Source organism: Pseudomonas cistanchae (assembly GCF_054483635.1).
This window is the reverse complement of the sequence record NZ_JBTLWN010000003.1, coordinates 77664-94436: the sequence shown is the minus strand read 5'-3', so window position 1 is coordinate 94436 and position 16773 is coordinate 77664. Positions and strand designations below refer to the sequence as shown.

Here is a 16773-nt window from a genome sequence, read left to right as displayed (position 1 = left end):
TCAGTCGATGAACACGCATCCCCGCGAGTGGCTACGTGGCGGGATGGGTGCGGGGCTGGGCGTGTTGTTGACTACCTGGCTCTGTCATCAGTTGTTCGGCCCCACGGTGGCCGCGCAATTGGTCGGCCCGCTGGGGGCCTCGGCGGTGCTGTTGTTCGCGGTGTCCTCCGGGATGCTGGCGCAGCCCTGGTCGATTATCGGCAGCTACTTCACGGCGACGGTGGTGGCTCTATCAGTTGTGCATTTCACTGGCAGTTCTCTGCTTAGTGCCAGTGCTGCGGTCGGTTTGGCCCTGATCCTCATGTGCCCGCTGCGCTGCCTGCACCCGCCGGGTGGCGCGGTGGCGTTTTGCGTGGCCATCGGTGATGGGCATATTCGCGGCCTGGATTGGCAAATCATCTACCCGGTGATGCTCAACGCTTGTTGTTTGCTGGCCTGTGCCTTGCTGTACAACAATCTGAGCCGGGTGCGCTATCCACGGGCACACGCTGTGCCTGCCGGCAAACCGCACAATACCGAAGACCTGACGCCGCAGGAGCGCGTCGGTATTACTGCCGGCGACCTCGATCATGCCCTGGAAGATATGGGTGAGTTTATCGACGTGACCCGCGAGGATTTAGAGCAGCTTATCCGTACCACCGAGAAATACGCGCTGCGGCGCAGCATGGGTAATATCCGCGCCCGGCAGATCATGTCCCTGGATGTGCGCAGCGTGACGCCGCACACCACATTGCGCCAGGCGCTGCGTCTATTCGAGCACCACCATGTACGCAGCCTGCCGGTGCTTGACGAGCAGCGGCGACTGGTCGGCGTGGTCAGCCTGACTGACTTGCTCGGTCATTCACGCAGGGCTCGCCGGCTCAAGTTTCCTGGGCGTGGCAACATGCCTGTCAACCGGGTGATGAGCCAGCCGGCGATCTCGACGGACAGCGATACCCATGTGGTCGAGCTGATCCCACTGCTGTCGAGCATGGGGCTGCATTGTTTGCCGGTAGTGGAGGAGGGCGAACTCGTGGGCATCGTGACCCAGACGGATCTGATTACGGCCTTGCACCGAGACCTGATCGCCCATCTGGGCTGAAATCCGGTTATTGCGGCCGGTCATCCCCGGCGTGTGTGGATCAGATCATTGGGTCCCAGCGCTGGGACCAGTCCGTATCGCTTCTGACAACTTCGCGTAGCAGGGCAAAAGCTTGCTGCAGCACCGCTGAATCCCGTTCGCGGGAATACACCAGGTAGGTCGGATAGCTGAACTCTGGTGCTTTCTCCACCCGCGCCAAGACGCCACTGTCGAGGTAGCTCTGCACCACGCGAGTGCGAAAGTAACCGCTGCCGCCATGTTCAAGGATGTATTGCAAGGCTAATGGGCCAAGGTTGAAACCCAGGGATACCTTGGCTTTTTCCGGCATTGCGGCATCGTGCTGGCGGCGGAACGCTTCGCCCCAGTCAATGTAGATATACGGCTCTGGATTGGCGGGTAGGTAAACCTGGATCAGTTTTTCTTCCAGCAACTGTTCGACTTGCAGGCTTGGCCAATAGCTCGGCTGGTAAACCAGAGCCGCATCCAGAGTGCCCACTTCCAACTGGTGCAACAGGCGCTGAGCATCGCCAACGTCTGCTCGCACGGCATGGGTGCTAATGCCCTCGCGCAAGGCCCGTACCCAGTTGAGCATCAACGGGTTGCAGAGGCTGACCTCGCCGCCTACGTGGAGAATATTGTGATAGCCCTTGACCAGGGGCAGATCCCGTTGCGCGGCTTCCCAGGTCAGTACCATATGGTTGGCATGCACGACGAAAACCTCACCGTCGGCGGTCAGTTTGGCCCCCGCGCGGTTTCGCACAAACAGTTTGCAGCCAAGCTGACTCTCCAGGTTCTGGATGCGCGCGGTAATCGCGGTTTGGGTTACGTGCATGCGCTGGGACGCTGCAATAAAGCTGCCGCCACGGACGATTTCGAGGAAGGTGCGGGCGAGATCAATGTCCATGGATTGGGCCAGTGGCGGGTTCGAGGCCGCATTATAGCCACCTCACCCTGTTGCCAGGCGGGAAGAAACCGCCGCCACACTTGGTCTTTTAACGCATCTATTGGGGGCGTTAAGCGCTGATGCAATCGTTCGTGGCTAACATGCAGCATTGGCGAGCAGGTGCGTATCTGCTTGACTGGTCACCCAGCAGATGGCCTCTCGATCACAACAGTCCAAGGCGAAGGTCACGCTCAGGTTCGCCCGCCATCCCAACAAAATTCAACACCACTCGAGCACTACCGCGTATCGCTGGTTGCACGGCAATACCGCCTTGGTGCGACGTGGCACTCCGGGCTGCTTGATTCGGCGCTCAAGCAGAAGGCGATGATCACGCACAACCCGGTAAACCCGCAGGCAGCAGCTGGGTTTCACGGGTGCGGCGCAGCAATCCCAGACCCGACGGTAACCGTAACTGGGCAACTCACTGACCTGTTGCAGGATTTCAGCGACGAGCTCCGTATCGTTCACCTGCCTGCATCGCCGTACATTGAGCGGTACCGATTGTTTGAGCCGATCCAAACAGGGTCGAGTCATCGTGCGCGCGTTGTCGATTCTTACGCGGGAGACGCTTCAGAAGCAGGATCAGCAGCTTCGCTAGCGGATGGGAAGCGATAACCTTCCTTGCCCACATAGCGCTCCGTTCTCTCATCCCACAGCCTGAGTCGCATCGCTTTCAAGCCCTCGAAGAAGGGGATCACGTGGGAGTTGGCGAAGAGGTCGTTGTCCTTCCAGCAGCGTTCCAGGTGGTAGTTGGGTATGTGCGGCATGAGGTGATGAACGTTGTGAATGCCGATGTTGGCGGAAAACCAGCGCAACACCGGCGGGAACAGAAAGATGGAGGAGCCATGCAGCGCGCTGTCGACGAAGTTCCAGGCGTCCGCTCGATACCAGCTCGACTGTTCGAAGTGGTGATTGATGTAGAACAGAAACAGCATGATCGGCGTGCCAAGCGCGTAGCTCAGCAGCTGAATCAGCACCACCAGGCCAAGGCCCGTGGCCCAGAGCCCGAGCGCCGCGGCGAGCAGCGCCAGGTTGGTGAGGTGCACGGACAGATGAACATGGCGCGGCCAGCGCTTGTCGGCGACGACACGGGTAAAGATCAGCAACTTGTAGAACGCATGAAGGCTGAACAGGAAGGAGGGATGGCGTAGGACCCGGTAATAGAACTGCCGTCTTGGGCTGAGCGCCTGGTACTGGCGGACGGTGAGCAGCGGCATGTCGCCGATGCCGGTGCGGGAGAGGTCGTTGGTGCTGCCGTGGTGGAAGTTGTGCTCGTACTGCCAGTGGTGGGCCGGCATGAAGATCAGCAGGCCCATCAGCGAGCCGACCACGTCGCTTACCCGTTTGGAGCGGAACGCCGAACCGTGCATGACGTCGTGAAACAGCACGAAGGTGCGCGACAGGAACAGGCTGTTGAGCAGCAGCAACGCGGCCGTAATCCAGATCGGCCCGCTCCAGTTCTGGTAGATCAGGTAGGTCAGCGCGAAATGCGGAATCAGCGTGGACGCAAGCTGCCAGGTTGTGCGCAGAGGGTGGGGCACCGCGTAGCGTTGCGCCAGTTCGTGCAGCTGCGCGCGGATGGTTCGTTCATGCGAATTCTGTACAGACATAGGCCGTGCCTCGTGATGTCGTGCCTGTTGGCAGCGGGACCTGCATTACAGCGCCCGCAGCGCCTTGAGGATTCCCAGCAAGTGGTAGAGGTTGAGTGCCGGTATGCCGGCGATAAAGGAGGCCTCCTGGCGGCCGCAGTATTTTTCCTTGTGAAACACATTGCCTTGGCAGGGGTAGATGAACGGGCACCGGCGATAGATGAAATCGAACGCCCAGGCCACCACGGGGTTGTGCGGGTAGCGCTCGCCGTTCTTCAGTGCCAGGGGCGACAGCCCCAGCGAGAGGATGTCCTTGCCTTCGGCCTGGAACTGGCCGATGGCGTGAAGCACGATGGCGTCGTTGGTACCGTTCGGCGCGTCCTTGAGTGCCCGCGACGCGTTGTGCAGGTAACCGGTGATGCGCCCGTCACGGTACATCGGGTCGAACACGGCCAGGGCGAGCAGGCGACCCTGTTGCCGAGCCCAGAAGTAGCGAACGTCGTCTTCATCCTCGAGCACCAGCGGCCGGGTCAGGCCGGCAAGGTCGTGGCCGCCTTTGCGCGCGAGCCATTCCCGGTTGAGTTCGCCCAGCTCCTCGCGGCCCAGTTCACCAAGGCGTCCCTCGTGGACCTCGATGCCTTCGGCGTGGGCCTTGTTGCGCCAGCGGCGCAGGTGGCTGTACTGCTTGCCGCGCAGAGCGAGGTCGAAGCCGCGCAGGTCGATCATTGAATTGACGCCGAACTCGTTCACCGGATAGCCGCGGGCGCTCAGCACATCGGCGAAGGTGCTGCCGATGTCGAGAAACACCGTCAACGCTGCGCGGGTTTCGGCCAGATAGGCATCGAGCAGGCGTTCGACGTCGGCTGGCGCCGCGATAGGGTCGCCGATGACCACGTTCATGCCGCGCGGCGCGTAGAGCGGATGCCTGATCGGGATATACGCCAGGTAGCCCAGTTGCTCGTCGAGGAAGTGCGCGGCGCCGGGCTGCAGCGAGGAGTAGGCCATGGCGCTGCTGCCGTGGCGGGTGAGCAAACGCCACAGCTGCGCATGCGACACCGGGGCGGCGAAGTCGTGGACCAGCGCTGAGGAGGCACGCTGCATCTGCTCAGCCCCCGGATGCCTGGGTTTCGGCCATGTCGACGCGAATCACCCGCCTGCTCAGGACGTGTTCGGCCAGCGCGTAGTTGTCGCTGTGAGCGGGATGGAAGTCGCGCTTGAGCACCTCCAGGCAGCCCCGGGTCATGCGCGGCAGAAAGCGCTCGTCGCGGAAGAAGTAGCGAAACGCCCGGCGCCAGGTGGCGATGCGAAACAGCTGCCCGTCCTGGCGCAGGAAGGTGGCGCAGGCCAGTGCCAGGTAACTCATGTTGACCAGGTAGGCCATGACCACTCCGTAGCCCAGCCAGAATCGATTGCCCTCGACCGCCTTGTAAACGTCGAAGGCGACGGCCTTGTGCTCGATTTCCTCGGCGAAGTGCCACTCGTACAACGCGCGGGCATGGGCATCGCACCGGGCCAGTTTGCCGCTGCCCAGGGTAATTTCGGCGAACAGCTCGTTGATGCGCTCCACCCCGACCACGAAGGCGAGCTGTTGCCGTGGTGTCGAGGTCGGCGTGAGAAGCTTGAACGAGATAAAGCGAGTGACGCGGCGGAAGGTTCGTAACTTGAAACCCTGGCGCTCCAGCGCATCGAGAAATTGCTCGTGGCCGCGGGAATGGGAGAGTTCCTGGCCAATCAGCCCCCGCGCCTGCTGAAGCAGCGTCGGGTCTTCGATGCGCTCGAGAAACTTCTTGATCGTCTGCACGATAAAGGTTTCACCGTCGGGAATGGTCATCGAGTAGGCGTTGAGCCAATGGGTGAGGAAGACATCGTCGTTCACCCAGATGCGCGGCGTTTCCTGTTCGTCGTAACGAACGTTGAACCGTCGCGCAGAGAGTGTTTCCCGTGAGTCGGTGGCGTTACCGAGCATCGAGCCTTTCTCCTGCTGTCTTATTATTTTTAGAGGCGCCAGCGCCGTCGGCTTGTGCCGACGCGAGGCACCTTAGGACACGATGGGTTTAGCAGACATCGGCCGAATGGTGTATTGCAAATCCGATCGCAGGCTGCAGGGTCGCCAAAAAAAGCGCATTAAACCCACAGACTCAGCCACGCCGAAACCAGCAGCAACAGCGCCATGCCGCGATTGAAGCGGCGCATGGCGAGTGCCGAGCGCAGCCAACGGCTGGAGCCAGCCCCCAGCAAGGCCCAGGCGCCGAGACAGGGCAGGGCGATCAGCAGAAACAGCAGCGACAGGTGCAGCATCTGGCTTTGCCGCTCGCTGCCGTCGCCGGCAAATACGCTGGCAACCGCCATAGCCATCATCCAGGTTTTCGGATTGACCAGCTGCAGGCCGGCCGCTCCGAAGATCCCCAGGCGCGGCATGTCGCTATCGGTGGCGGGAGAGGCCCCGTCGCCGACGGGGCTGCGAAACAGCTGCCATGCCATGTGGTTGAGCCAGAGAATGCCGAGCCATTGCATGGCCGTTTGCACGGCTGGCACTTGCGTCAGCGAGTAACCCAGGCCGCTGCCCACGACGAGCACGATGCTGGCTGCGGCCAGGCAGGCGCCGAGAATGGCCGGCACGGTGGCCTTGAAGCCGTGGCGGGCGCCAGTGCTGAGCAGCAGGATATTGGTCGGCCCCGGCGTGATGGAGGCGACAAAGGCGAACAGCATAAAGGGCAGCAGGTCGTATACGGCGTGCAGCATGGCGGCATGTTCCAATGAAGATCGAGTGCGACGATCTTCAGCTGCCACCGCTTACGCGTCTGGAAGCTTCGTGCAGCGCGCGCGGTAGTGTGCAGGCGTCAGTCCGTAAGCGCGGAGAAACCAGCGGCCGAGGTGGCTCTGATCGGCAAAGCCGAGCGTCATGGCGACTTCCACCGGTTGGCTTCCCGCTGCCAGCAGACGCCGGGCGTGAGCCAGACGCAATTGCACGAGGTAGGCATGCGGGGCCAGGCCAAAGGCGGCCTTGAACGCGCGGCTGAGACGAAAACGGTCAACTCCGCAGACCTGGCTCAAAACGTCCAGGCCAATATCCTGCTGCATATTGGCGTGCAGGTATTCACGCGCGCGCAGCGCCACTTGCGGCAACCGCGGGTCATCGCGGTAGCGCTGGCGCCAGTGCAGGTGCCCGGTCAACTGAGTCAGCAATGCATCCAGCGCGCTTTGGCGCAGCATGCGCATTTCGCGATGGTGCAGGCAGTGGAACGCCGCGCTGGTGGCCTGGGCCAGGCGCGCGTCGTGGGTCAGGGTGCTGGCGAAGCTCAGCTGGCTATTGGCTGGCGCTTCGGCGAACAGCGCGCCGATTTCCCGTTCCAGCCAGCGCGGATCAAGGTAGAGCATCCGGTAGGTGAAGCCATCGGCAATGGGTGCTTCGCCGTCGTGAATATCCCCTGGCTCCAGATGAAAGACCTGCCCCGGCGTGCTCTGGTGCCTGGCCCGCCGGCAATTGAACTGCTGCACGCCTTGCTCGGTGACGCCGACCAGGTAGCTGTCGTGCCAATGCGGGTCATAGGCGTGCCCGACGAAATGGGCCCGCAAGGTTTCGATGCCCGTGTCGTGGTCGTGGGCGACATCGATCCAGTTCTGCGCGCTCATGGCCTACCTGCGGGACGGGGATTGATCCCCGACACTACACAGCACGGCGCCAGCGGTTTAGAAGATTTGTGCATGGCGCCGGGCACATGGCCTGTTACGCCAGTGAGCATCCCAGCCACCGGTCGGCCTGGTGCCGGCATTCGATCACGCATCGCGCAGCAAGTCGTGGGCGTTGAGCAGGCTGTAAGCGATTTCCGGGCGTTTTTCCAAACCACGGCGGATGGCAGTGGGGATGGCCTGACGGGTTTTGCGGCACAGTCCTGGCAGCTCATCGATCTGAATCGCGATGCCGCGCATGCTGCGCACTTCGTTGAAGCCTGGGGCGATGGCGACGCGCACGCCGAGCTGCTCATAGATGCGCCGCTGCAGCTTCTCCAGGTCCGCCAGGCTTTCAAGGTTCTCCAGCCGCTCCAGCAGGCGCTTTTCCTCCATGCGCGTGAGCAGCAGGATGCGCACATCGCTGGCGGCACTCTCCAGCAACTGCTCGCGCCCGCAGTCGCAGACGCCGGGTGGGCAGGGTTGACGCAAGGGTGGTGTGCTGGTCATGGGCTCCGATCATAGCCAGCTATGGGCGCATTTGCCCATGCTCGGGCATGGACAAATGGTTTATTGGGTGGATAATCCGACCCATCAACTGTGCTGAAGACACACGCGCACCATGCGTAAAACCCTGCGTACCGCTCTGATCTGGATGCTAATGCTCGCCCTCCCGGCGCAGAGCATGGCGGCCATCAGTATGCAGTTATGCGCGGTAACCCAGCAGAGCGGGGCGATGGCCCAAGTTGATCCGCAAATGGCGGCGCATCATCCCGGCGCGATGGTCATGGCTCAGCCGGCTGAGGCATCTGCCCATGGCGAACATCACGCCAGCGACACTTCCAGCAAGTCCGTGTCTGCCGCCGATAACAGCTTGTGCAGCCTCTGCGCCTTTTGTGTCGGTGCGGTGGCCCTGAGCACGGTGGTTGCCAGCAATTCTCCGCTGCAAGCGGTCGAGCCGTCTTTGGCGCGATTGGATCAGTTTGTCGGCTTTATCGCCGAAACCCCCGAAAGACCCCCACGCCTGTTTCTCGCCTAAGCCAAACCGTGCGTTGACGCACCTGGCGCAGTTGCTGCCCAGGCCTGCGTAACGCGTATTTAGCTATTGGTCGGTGTTTGTCTGCGCGCTGCAGGCAACGCCGCTGCACGCGAGACTCTTCGATGAAGCATTTTCTGTTTGCCCGCCGGCAGGCGTTTATCTGCCTGGCATGGCTGCTGCCGGTCGGCAGCTGGGCCGAGTCGCCCGACCCGCTGGACGCCCAGGCCGCCACGCCGGCTCTGCACTATCAATCGCCACTCAAGGCCTATCAGGGTTTTAGCGAGCAGCCGCTGCACGACTGGCGCGAGGCCAATGAGCTGGTCGGCCGGATCGGTGGCTGGCGCACCTATGCCCAAGAGCCGTATGCCCAGGAGCCCGACACCCAGGCAATCCCGGCGCAGCCGCCGACCAAGCCCATGGAGGCGCACCATGGCCATCACTAAATCGAGTGGCATGACGAGCCGCGTCGGGCTTTGCGCAATGGCTGTTCTACTGAGCGGCTGCGTCAGCTTTAGCCAGGATGGTGGTTTTACTCAGGTCGAGCAGGCCAGCCAGGCGCAGTTGGACAAACAGGTGACCTGGGTGAAAACCCCGGAGCAGCGCAGCCAGGTGGCCGAACGGGTTGCCGAGTTGCTGGCCGAGCCGCTGACGGTGGATGCCGCGGTGCAGGTTGCCTTGCTGAATAACCGCGATTTGCAGGCAAGCTTCGATGCGCTGGGCATCAGTGAAGCCGAGCGCGTGCAGGCCGGGCGTATCCCCAATCCGGGCTTTTCCTTCGGGCGTTTGGAGAAGGGCAGCGAGGTGGAATACGAGCGCGGCCTGCATATCAATCTGGCGCGGCTGATTGCCATGCCGCTGACCTCCGGCATGGAGGCCAAGCGCTTCGAGCAGATGCAGCGGCAGACCAGCCTGGTGTTGTTCGAGCTGGCCAGCCAGACGCGCAAAGCTTGGTACCGCGCGGTGGCGGCGCAGGAGAGTTTGGGCTTTATGGGCCAGGTGATGGAGTCGGCTGAAGTCTCTGCCGAGCTGGCCAGGCGGCTGGCCGCAGTGGGCAACTACAGCACCTTGCAGCGCGCCCAGGAGCAAAGCTTCTATGCCGATGCGGGGCTGAACCTGATCCGCGCTGAACAGGCCCGGGTGCAGAGCCGCGAGCAACTGACCCGCTTGCTCGGCTTGTGGGGCGAGCAGATCGATTTCCGCTTGCCCGAGCGCTTGCCCGAGTTACCGGCTAAGCCTGAGCAGTTGCCGGATGTCGAGCGCCTGGCCATGGCTCAGCGTCTGGATATCCAGGCCGTGCGCCTGGACGCCGAGCGGCTGGCCAGCAACCTGGGACTGAGCAAGACCACTCGTTTCATCAACGTGCTGGAGCTGGGCGTAGTGAATAACCGCTCCAATGAGGAACCGACCCAGCGTGGCTACGAGATCAGCGTCGACTTGCCGCTGTTCGACTGGAGTGGGGCCAAGGTGGCCAAGGCCGAGGCGCAGTACCGGCAGATGCTTAATCGCGCCGCCGCCACGGCGATCAACGCGCGCTCGCAGGTGCGTGAGGCCTATCTGGGTTACCAGGCCAGCCATGACATTGCCCGGCATTACCGCGATGAGGTGTTGCCGCTGCGCGCGCGTATCGCCGAGGAAAATGTCCTGCAATACAACGGCATGTTTATCAGCACCTTCGAGCTGCTGGCAGATGCGCGCAAACAAATCCTCGCGGTCGATGGCTATTTGCAGGCGCAGCGCGACTTCTGGATCGCCAAAGCCGATCTGGATATGGCCCTGTTGGGCGCGCCCAGTCTGTCATCGCCCCGCTTGTCACAAAGTACGCCGGCTATGGCGGCCACCGACGAGCCCGCCGGGCACTGATCAAGGACTATTTTCCATGGTTTCACGACGTGATTTCTTCCTCGGTGCCAGCGCGATTACTGCCGCTGTCGCCACCTCGGCGGTCAGCCGGGTATCCCTGGCCGGCATACCTGAGGCGGTGTCCCAGGGCAGCGCCGACACCCAGCCGCCGCTGCAACCGCAGAACGGCCGGCCCTATAACCCGGTGGTCACCCTCAACGGCTGGACCCTGCCGTGGCGGATGAACAACGGCGTCAAGGAGTTCCATCTGGTCGCAGAGCCGGTAGTGCGCGAATTGGCGCCGGGCTACAAGGCCCATTTGTGGGGCTATAACGGCCAGTCGCCGGGGCCGACCATCGAGGTAGTGGAGGGCGACCGGGTGCGCATCTTCGTTACTAACAAGCTGCCTGAACACACCAGCATCCACTGGCACGGTCAGCGTCTGCCCAACGGTATGGATGGCGTCGCCGGGCTGACCCAGCCGGCGATTCCGGTGGGCAAGACCTTTGTCTACGAGTTCGTCGCGCGCCGCCCCGGCACCTTTATGTACCACCCGCATGCTGACGAGATGGTGCAAATGGCGATGGGCATGATGGGCTTCTGGGTCACCCATCCTAAGGAGCACCACCCACTGATTAGCGAAGTGGATCGGGATTTCTGCTTTCTGCTTAACGCCTACGACATCGAGCCCGGGGCGGCCACGCCGAAGATCATGACCATGCTCGACTTCAACCTGTGGACCTTTAACAGTCGCATCTTCCCTGGCATCGACCCGCTGGTGGTGCGTAAGAACGACAAGGTGCGCCTGCGCGTCGGCAACCTGACCATGACCAACCACCCGATCCACCTGCATGGCCACGAGTTCGAGGTGACCGGTACCGATGGAGGGCCGACGCCAGTGGGCTCGCGTTGGCCGGAGGTGACCACGGATATCGCGGTGGGGCAGATGCGTCAGGTTGAGTTCCTTGCCGATGAGGAGGGCGACTGGGCCCTGCACTGCCACAAGAGCCACCACACCATGAATGCCATGGGCCATGACGTGCCGACGCTGATTGGTGTCGATCACCGCGAGATGACCCGCAAGGTCGCCAAGCTGATCCCCGATTACATGGTCATGGGCGAACGCGGCATGGCGGATATGGCGGAAATGCAGATGCCGCTGCCGGACAACACCGCACCGATGATGACCGGTGACGGCCCCTTCGGGTCGGTGGAAATGGGCGGCATGTTTACTGTGCTCAAGGTACGTAAGGACCAAGCGCCAGGTGATTACCGCAACCCAGGCTGGTTCAAGCACCCGGCCGGCACTGTGGCCTATGAGTGGCAAGGGGAGTTGGCCAAGCCGGCGCGTTCAAGCGAGGCCGGCGGGCAGTCGATGCCGCTCAAGCAGCCGCCTGGCGAGCCGGTCGAAGTGCAAGTGCGTAAACCTAGCGGCCATGCTGGCCATTGAGGAGGTAGACCCATGCAACAGACAGCTTATTTGCCGTTGGCATTCGCCCTGGCGGGCTTGCTGCTTAGCGGCCCCGTGCTGGCCCATAGCGAACAACACACTGCGCAGCACAGCGCTGACGTAGTCAAAGAGCAGAAACCCTGGGGTATTGCCGGTGACCTTGAGCAGGTCAGCCGCACCATCGAAATAGGCATGAGCGACCAGATGCGCTTTAGCCCCGACCAACTTGAGGTCAAGCAGGGCGAGACAATCCGCTTTGTACACCGCAACCAGGGCAAGTTGCTGCATGAGTTCGTCCTGGGGACTCAGGCGGATCTGGATGCGCACGCGGCGATGATGGTCAAGTTTCCGGGCATGCAGCATGACGAGCCCTATATGGCCCATGTCGGGCCGGGGCAGAGTGGCGAGATCATCTGGACCTTCAACCGTGCCGGCGACTTCGATTTCGCCTGTCTGATCGCCGGCCACTACCAGGCCGGCATGGTCGGCCGGATTCGTGTAGTCGAGTAATCAACCAAAAGGAGAACGACATGAAAAAGTTACTCATCGCGCTGGTTCTGGGCGGCACCCTGGCCTGCACTGCGCTCGCCAGCCAGCATGAAATGCCGTCAGCCGCCCATAGGGCCGCTGCCATGAGCCAGGGGGAAGTGCGCAAAGTCGATGTGGTCAATCAGAAGCTCACGCTGCGCCATGGCCCCCTCGTCAATCTCGGCATGCCGCCGATGACGATGGTCTTTCAGGTTGCCGACGACGCACTGCTGGACGGTTTGATGGTAGGCGACAAGGTGAACTTCGTTGCTCAGCAAGAGGGCAGCAAATTTGTCGTTACCGAGGTACAAGTGGCGCAATAGAGCGGTTTCTGCCGGGCTGCTGAAGCGGCCCGCTTAGACCAATACGGCGCAGTTCGCTGCAAATTGCTCGATCTTTTGACGAAGCCCACAAATCCGACCAAGTGCAGCAATATTTTGAAAAACAGCCAGAACCGAAACGGGAAATGACGAGTCAAGTGCTCATGGTCGCGTCCGCTGAGCGCTGTAGGGGACAGTGGCGAACGCCACAGACGGCCTGCCTACAACAAATATTCGTCCAAGGATGATTTCCCATGAAGAAAAAGAACAATGTTCGTCGGGTAGTTGGATCTCTAGCATTGGCCGCTTCCTCAGCCGCACTGGCATCACCTGAAAGTCAGCTCTACAACGATTTCTGGACCCCAGGCAAATACGATGCCTCGGCCTGCAAATCGCCGCTGCTGGTGAGCACGCCGATCGGCTTACCGCGTTGCATGCACGCCACCAATGTGGTGACGCGCCTGCAGAAGCTTGAAGACATCGCCACCACCAATGGTGGTAACCGCGCCGCGGCGCAGCCGGGCTACCAGGCCTCGGTGGATTATGTCCGTTCCACCCTTGAACGCGCTGGATACAAGGTGACCATCCAGGCATTCCCGTTCACCTCCTATGAGCCGAAAGGGCCAGGCACGCTGAGCGCGTTAACGCCGCAGCCGGTCGACTTCACCTGGGAAGAGGACTTCACCTACCTGTCGCAGACCGAAGCCGGCGACGTGACCGCCCCGGTGGTTGCCGTGGATGTCGCCCTGGGTGCAGGCAACACCTCCAGCAGCGGTTGCGAAGTGGAAGACTTCGAAGGCTTCCCGAGTGGCTCGATTGCCTTGCTGCAGCGCGGTACCTGCGCCTTCCAGATCAAGGCCGAAAACGCTGCGGCAGCTGGGGCGTCAGGGGTCATCGTGTTCAACCAGGGCGACACCGAGGACCGTAAGGGCCTGATGAACGCCACCCTGGGTGACACCTACGCAGGCGGCATTCCAGTGCTGTTCACCACCTACGACATCGGCGCTGGCTGGGTGGGCACCGAGGGCGTGCAGGTTCGCATGGTGGCGGACGTTGAGCGCTCGCGCACCGAGACCCACAACGTGATCGCGCAAACCCGTCGCGGCAACGCCGACAATGTGGTCATGGTCGGCGCGCATCTGGATTCGGTTGCCGAAGGCGCCGGCATCAACGACAACGGCTCGGGCAGCGCTGCGCTGCTGGAAATGGCGGTGCTGATGAGCAAAGCGCGGCCGGTCAATCAGGTGCGGTTCGCCTGGTGGGGCGCCGAAGAGTCCGGCCTGGTCGGCTCGACCTTCTACGCCAGCGAGCTGCCTGACGCCGAAAAGGCGAAGATCAAGGCCTACCTCAACATCGACATGATCGGTTCGCCTAACTCCGCGAACTTCATCTATGACGGTGACGGTTCGAGCTTCGACCTGATGGGCCCTCCGGGCTCGGGCGCCATCGAGCGTCTGTTCCAGGCGTACTTCCATCTGCGCGGCGCGCCGTCTGAAGGTACGGAAATCGACTTCCGCTCCGACTATGCACAGTTCTTCGAAGAAGGCATTCCGTTCGGTGGCCTGTTCACGGGCGCGGAAGGTATCAAAACCGAAGAGCAGGCGCAGAACTACGGTGGAGCGGCCAACCAACCGTACGATCCGTGCTACCACAGTGCCTGTGATGACATGACCAACATCAATATCGAGGCGCTGGAGCTGCACGGTGACGCGATTGCGTTCGCAACCAGCTGGTTGTCAATGTCGACCAAGATCATCGATGACGAAATCGCCGCGACCGCAGAGGCGCGCGCGACCCTGCGTCAGCAGCAGTCGGTACGTGACGTCAACCGTTGGGGCCATGACTTCATCAAGTAAGGCCTGAGTTCACTGCGCCAGGGCACCTGGCGCAGTGACTTTTCACACGGACGCGAAACGCTCGTTCAAGTAAGCAATGATGACCTTGGAATCGTACATCCAGGTGCTCTGACCATTTTCTTCGATCCGCAGGCACGGCACCTTGATCTTGCCGCCTTGCTCCAGCAGCGCTTGTCGATGCTGCTCATCGTTCTTGGCGTCGCGCAATGCGACCGGCACATTAAGTGTGTGCAAGGTACGCCGGGTTTTTACACAGAACGGACACCCATGAAATTGATACAGCGCCAGCCCGCTGGCGGCTTGATCGACTGCGGCCTGAGCGGTGGGGCTGCGCTTGAGTTTGGCCGGACGGCTGATCCAGTCGAGAAAGACGATCAACTGGCCTAGGCCGATCCTGAGTGCCTTGATAATCATGCTGAAGCAAACCTTGAGTGAACGAATGAGGGCGCGCAGCTTACCCGACTTTGCTCTCTGCGCGTGGGTGGCAACCCTGCTGCTCGGCGCCTCGATTGGGCATAATTCATACCTTCCACGGCGCGCCATCGAGTAGCGAATGAAACCTGAAGACCTGCAATTGCTGGTGACCCGAGAAATGCCCTTTGGTAAATACAAGGGTCGTCTGCTTGCAGACCTGCCGGGCAATTACCTCAACTGGTTCGCTCGCGAAGGCTTTCCCGCCGGGGAAATTGGCCGGCTCCTGGCGTTGATGCAGGAAATCGATCACAACGGGCTGGCGTCTTTGCTCGACCCGTTGCGAACCAGGCCGCGCGCACCTTTCAAGTAGCCTGGCAGCTCTACAGCCGGAAAAAAACCGGCACAAGGCCGGTTCTTTATCGCTGATCAGTCGGTCAATTGTTGACCAGGCTGAGGAACTCGCTGCGGGTGGCCGCGTTTTCACGGAATTCGCCGAGCATCACCGAGGTGACCATCGAGGAGTTCTGCTTCTCGACACCGCGCATCATCATGCACATGTGCTGGGCTTCGATGACCACAGCGACGCCGAGCGCACCGGTGACCTGCTGAATCGCTTCGGCGATCTGCCGGCTGAGGTTTTCCTGAATCTGCAGGCGGCGCGCATACATGTCGACGATGCGTGCGACTTTCGACAGGCCAAGTACCTTGCCGCTGGGAATGTAGGCGACATGCGCCTTGCCGATAAAAGGCAGCAGATGGTGTTCGCACAGCGAATACAGCTCGATGTTCTTCACCACCACCATCTCGCTGGCATCGGAGCTGAACAGCGCACCGTTGGTAACTTCTTCCAGGGTTTGCTGGTAGCCGCGGCACAGGTACTGCATGGCTTTGGCGGCGCGTTTGGGGGTATCGAGCAAGCCTTCGCGGGACACGTCCTCGCCGAGTTGACCGAGAATCGCGCTGTAGTTCTGTTCCAGGGACATGATCTTCCTGAGGCACTGACGGATATAAACAGAGGCGCAGGGTAGGGTGCTGCCGTCGGGCTGGCAAGAGATCGCCTCAGTTTTCCGTCGGTACTTCGAGATTGCTGGCCCAGTGTTCGGCCCAGAGTGTCAGTGGCAGGAACTTGTCGATCAGCTCGACGCCCAGCGGCGAAAGCTGATAGCCACGCTCGCCGTTATCCAGCAATCGAGCGTCACGTAATTCGCTCAGGCGGGTGTTGAGCACCGAGGGCGACAAGCCTTCGCAGCGGCTTTGCAGCTCGCGAAAGTTCGCCGGCGCCTGGTGCAGCTCCCACAGGACACGCAGGCTCCAGCGCCTGCCGAGCAGGTCGAGCAAGGCCATGATCGGCCTGCCGCTGCTGGAGCCACGAACCCGCTGGCCAGGTTTTGCACTACTCATTCGATCTCCTTGCTTCTTTTTTAGTAGCGAACTACAGTGGCTTTGCTACTTTTTCCGTAGCTTACGTTCGATGGGAGATTTGCCTATGAACAACCCACGCATTCAACCCGCGCCACCGCCTTTTGCGCCCGAGATTCAAGCAGCGTTCGATCGCATAATGCCGCCCGGCGTACCGCCGCTAAAGCTGTTTCGCAGCATGGCGCATAACCCGCGGGTTTTGCAGCGTTTCCTCGCTGGCGGCTTGCTCGACCCCGGCAGCATCAGCGTGCGTGAACGCGAGTTGCTGATCCTGCGCACCACGGCTCTCTGCGATGCGGAGTACGAATGGGGCGTGCATGTGGCGGTGTTCAACGGCAAGGCCGGCTTCAGCGCGCAACAACTTGCCAATACCTGCGCTGCCAGCCCTGACGCAAGCCTATGGAGCGCTGAAGAACAGGCGCTTTTGGCCCTGGCCGACAGCCTGCACGCTGGTTCGACAGTGGACGACGGGTTGTGGCAGCGGCTCAGCGAGCATTTCCGCGAGGACCAACTGATCGAATGCCTGATGCTGGTGGGGTTCTATCATGCGGTGGCGTTCATGGTGAACGGCCTGCGCGTCGAGCACGAGGCCAACACGCCGCGTTTCCCGCACCGCTAACAAACGC

The 16773-nt window shown here is 61.6% G+C and carries 20 protein-coding genes; 10 read left to right on the top strand and 10 right to left on the bottom strand.

The features are described from left to right. The first annotated feature begins 7 nt into the window (after window positions 1–7). Window positions 8–1081 (top strand): HPP family protein, encoded by a 1074-nt coding sequence (locus tag ACX0MV_RS10455; RefSeq protein WP_458982447.1) that lies wholly within the window; start codon window positions 8–10, stop codon window positions 1079–1081. Between the two features lie 40 nt (window positions 1082–1121). Here ACX0MV_RS10455 and ACX0MV_RS10450 read toward each other — a convergent pair whose 3' ends face one another. The 7 genes from ACX0MV_RS10450 to ACX0MV_RS10420 form a co-directional block, all read right to left on the bottom strand. Further along, window positions 1122–1985, bottom strand: coding sequence for a LysR family transcriptional regulator (locus ACX0MV_RS10450; protein WP_458982446.1), 864 nt, complete (start codon window positions 1983–1985; stop codon window positions 1122–1124). 593 nt (window positions 1986–2578) lie between these two features. Continuing rightward, window positions 2579–3634, bottom strand: a complete 1056-nt coding sequence (locus ACX0MV_RS10445) for a fatty acid desaturase (protein WP_458982445.1) — start codon at window positions 3632–3634, stop codon at window positions 2579–2581. Window positions 3635–3679: 45 nt separating this feature from the next. After that, window positions 3680–4714 (bottom strand): phosphatidylglycerol lysyltransferase domain-containing protein, encoded by a 1035-nt coding sequence (locus ACX0MV_RS10440; protein WP_458982444.1) that lies wholly within the window; start codon window positions 4712–4714, stop codon window positions 3680–3682. Between the two features lie 4 nt (window positions 4715–4718). After that, entirely contained in the window at window positions 4719–5579 is an 861-nt protein-coding gene (locus ACX0MV_RS10435) for a metal-dependent hydrolase (protein ID WP_458982443.1), read from the bottom strand. 158 nt (window positions 5580–5737) lie between these two features. Next, a complete protein-coding gene (locus ACX0MV_RS10430) occupies window positions 5738–6355 on the bottom strand; it encodes a LysE family translocator (protein ID WP_458982442.1) in 618 nt (205 codons plus the stop codon). A gap of 51 nt (window positions 6356–6406) precedes the next feature. Further along, window positions 6407–7246, bottom strand: a complete 840-nt coding sequence (locus ACX0MV_RS10425; protein WP_458982441.1) for an AraC family ligand binding domain-containing protein — start codon at window positions 7244–7246, stop codon at window positions 6407–6409. Window positions 7247–7390: 144 nt separating this feature from the next. Then, entirely contained in the window at window positions 7391–7792 is a 402-nt protein-coding gene (locus ACX0MV_RS10420; RefSeq protein ID WP_458982440.1) for a hypothetical protein, read from the bottom strand. Window positions 7793–7904: 112 nt separating this feature from the next. Between ACX0MV_RS10420 and ACX0MV_RS10415 the strand changes: the two genes are divergently transcribed. From ACX0MV_RS10415 to ACX0MV_RS10385, 7 genes are all read left to right on the top strand, one after another. Further along, window positions 7905–8321, top strand: a complete 417-nt coding sequence (locus ACX0MV_RS10415; RefSeq protein ID WP_458982439.1) for a hypothetical protein — start codon at window positions 7905–7907, stop codon at window positions 8319–8321. A 122-nt stretch (window positions 8322–8443) separates the two neighbouring features. Beyond that, window positions 8444–8764 (top strand): hypothetical protein, encoded by a 321-nt coding sequence (locus ACX0MV_RS10410; RefSeq protein ID WP_458982438.1) that lies wholly within the window; start codon window positions 8444–8446, stop codon window positions 8762–8764. A gap of 37 nt (window positions 8765–8801) precedes the next feature. Beyond that, window positions 8802–10181 carry a TolC family protein gene (locus tag ACX0MV_RS10405; RefSeq protein WP_458982437.1) on the top strand — a complete coding sequence of 460 codons (1380 nt, stop codon included), beginning with the start codon at window positions 8802–8804 and terminating at the stop codon, window positions 10179–10181. A gap of 16 nt (window positions 10182–10197) precedes the next feature. Then, window positions 10198–11610, top strand: a complete 1413-nt coding sequence (locus ACX0MV_RS10400) for a multicopper oxidase family protein (protein ID WP_458982436.1) — start codon at window positions 10198–10200, stop codon at window positions 11608–11610. Window positions 11611–11622: 12 nt separating this feature from the next. Beyond that, window positions 11623–12120, top strand: coding sequence for a cupredoxin domain-containing protein (locus tag ACX0MV_RS10395; RefSeq protein WP_458982435.1), 498 nt, complete (start codon window positions 11623–11625; stop codon window positions 12118–12120). 20 nt (window positions 12121–12140) lie between these two features. Then, the gene (locus tag ACX0MV_RS10390) at window positions 12141–12461 is read left to right on the top strand and encodes a copper-binding protein (RefSeq protein WP_458982434.1); all 321 of its coding nucleotides are present in this window, start codon (window positions 12141–12143) and stop codon (window positions 12459–12461) included. A 251-nt stretch (window positions 12462–12712) separates the two neighbouring features. Then, entirely contained in the window at window positions 12713–14314 is a 1602-nt protein-coding gene (locus ACX0MV_RS10385; RefSeq protein ID WP_458982433.1) for a M28 family metallopeptidase, read from the top strand. 42 nt (window positions 14315–14356) lie between these two features. Here the strand turns inward: ACX0MV_RS10385 and ACX0MV_RS10380 are convergent, their stop codons facing one another. After that, window positions 14357–14728 carry a glutathione S-transferase N-terminal domain-containing protein gene (locus tag ACX0MV_RS10380; protein WP_458982432.1) on the bottom strand — a complete coding sequence of 124 codons (372 nt, stop codon included), beginning with the start codon at window positions 14726–14728 and terminating at the stop codon, window positions 14357–14359. 139 nt (window positions 14729–14867) lie between these two features. Between ACX0MV_RS10380 and ACX0MV_RS10375 the strand changes: the two genes are divergently transcribed. Then, window positions 14868–15098, top strand: coding sequence for a DUF3820 family protein (locus ACX0MV_RS10375; protein WP_458982431.1), 231 nt, complete (start codon window positions 14868–14870; stop codon window positions 15096–15098). A gap of 64 nt (window positions 15099–15162) precedes the next feature. Here ACX0MV_RS10375 and folE read toward each other — a convergent pair whose 3' ends face one another. Continuing rightward, window positions 15163–15711, bottom strand: a complete 549-nt coding sequence (gene folE, locus ACX0MV_RS10370) for a GTP cyclohydrolase I FolE (protein ID WP_458982430.1) — start codon at window positions 15709–15711, stop codon at window positions 15163–15165. Window positions 15712–15787: 76 nt separating this feature from the next. Next, on the bottom strand, window positions 15788–16129 hold the full coding sequence (locus ACX0MV_RS10365; protein WP_458982429.1) for a winged helix-turn-helix transcriptional regulator: 342 nt from the start codon (window positions 16127–16129) through the stop codon (window positions 15788–15790). An 85-nt stretch (window positions 16130–16214) separates the two neighbouring features. Between ACX0MV_RS10365 and ACX0MV_RS10360 the strand changes: the two genes are divergently transcribed. Then, window positions 16215–16766, top strand: a complete 552-nt coding sequence (locus ACX0MV_RS10360) for a carboxymuconolactone decarboxylase family protein (RefSeq protein ID WP_458982428.1) — start codon at window positions 16215–16217, stop codon at window positions 16764–16766. Window positions 16767–16773: the final 7 nt, after the last annotated feature.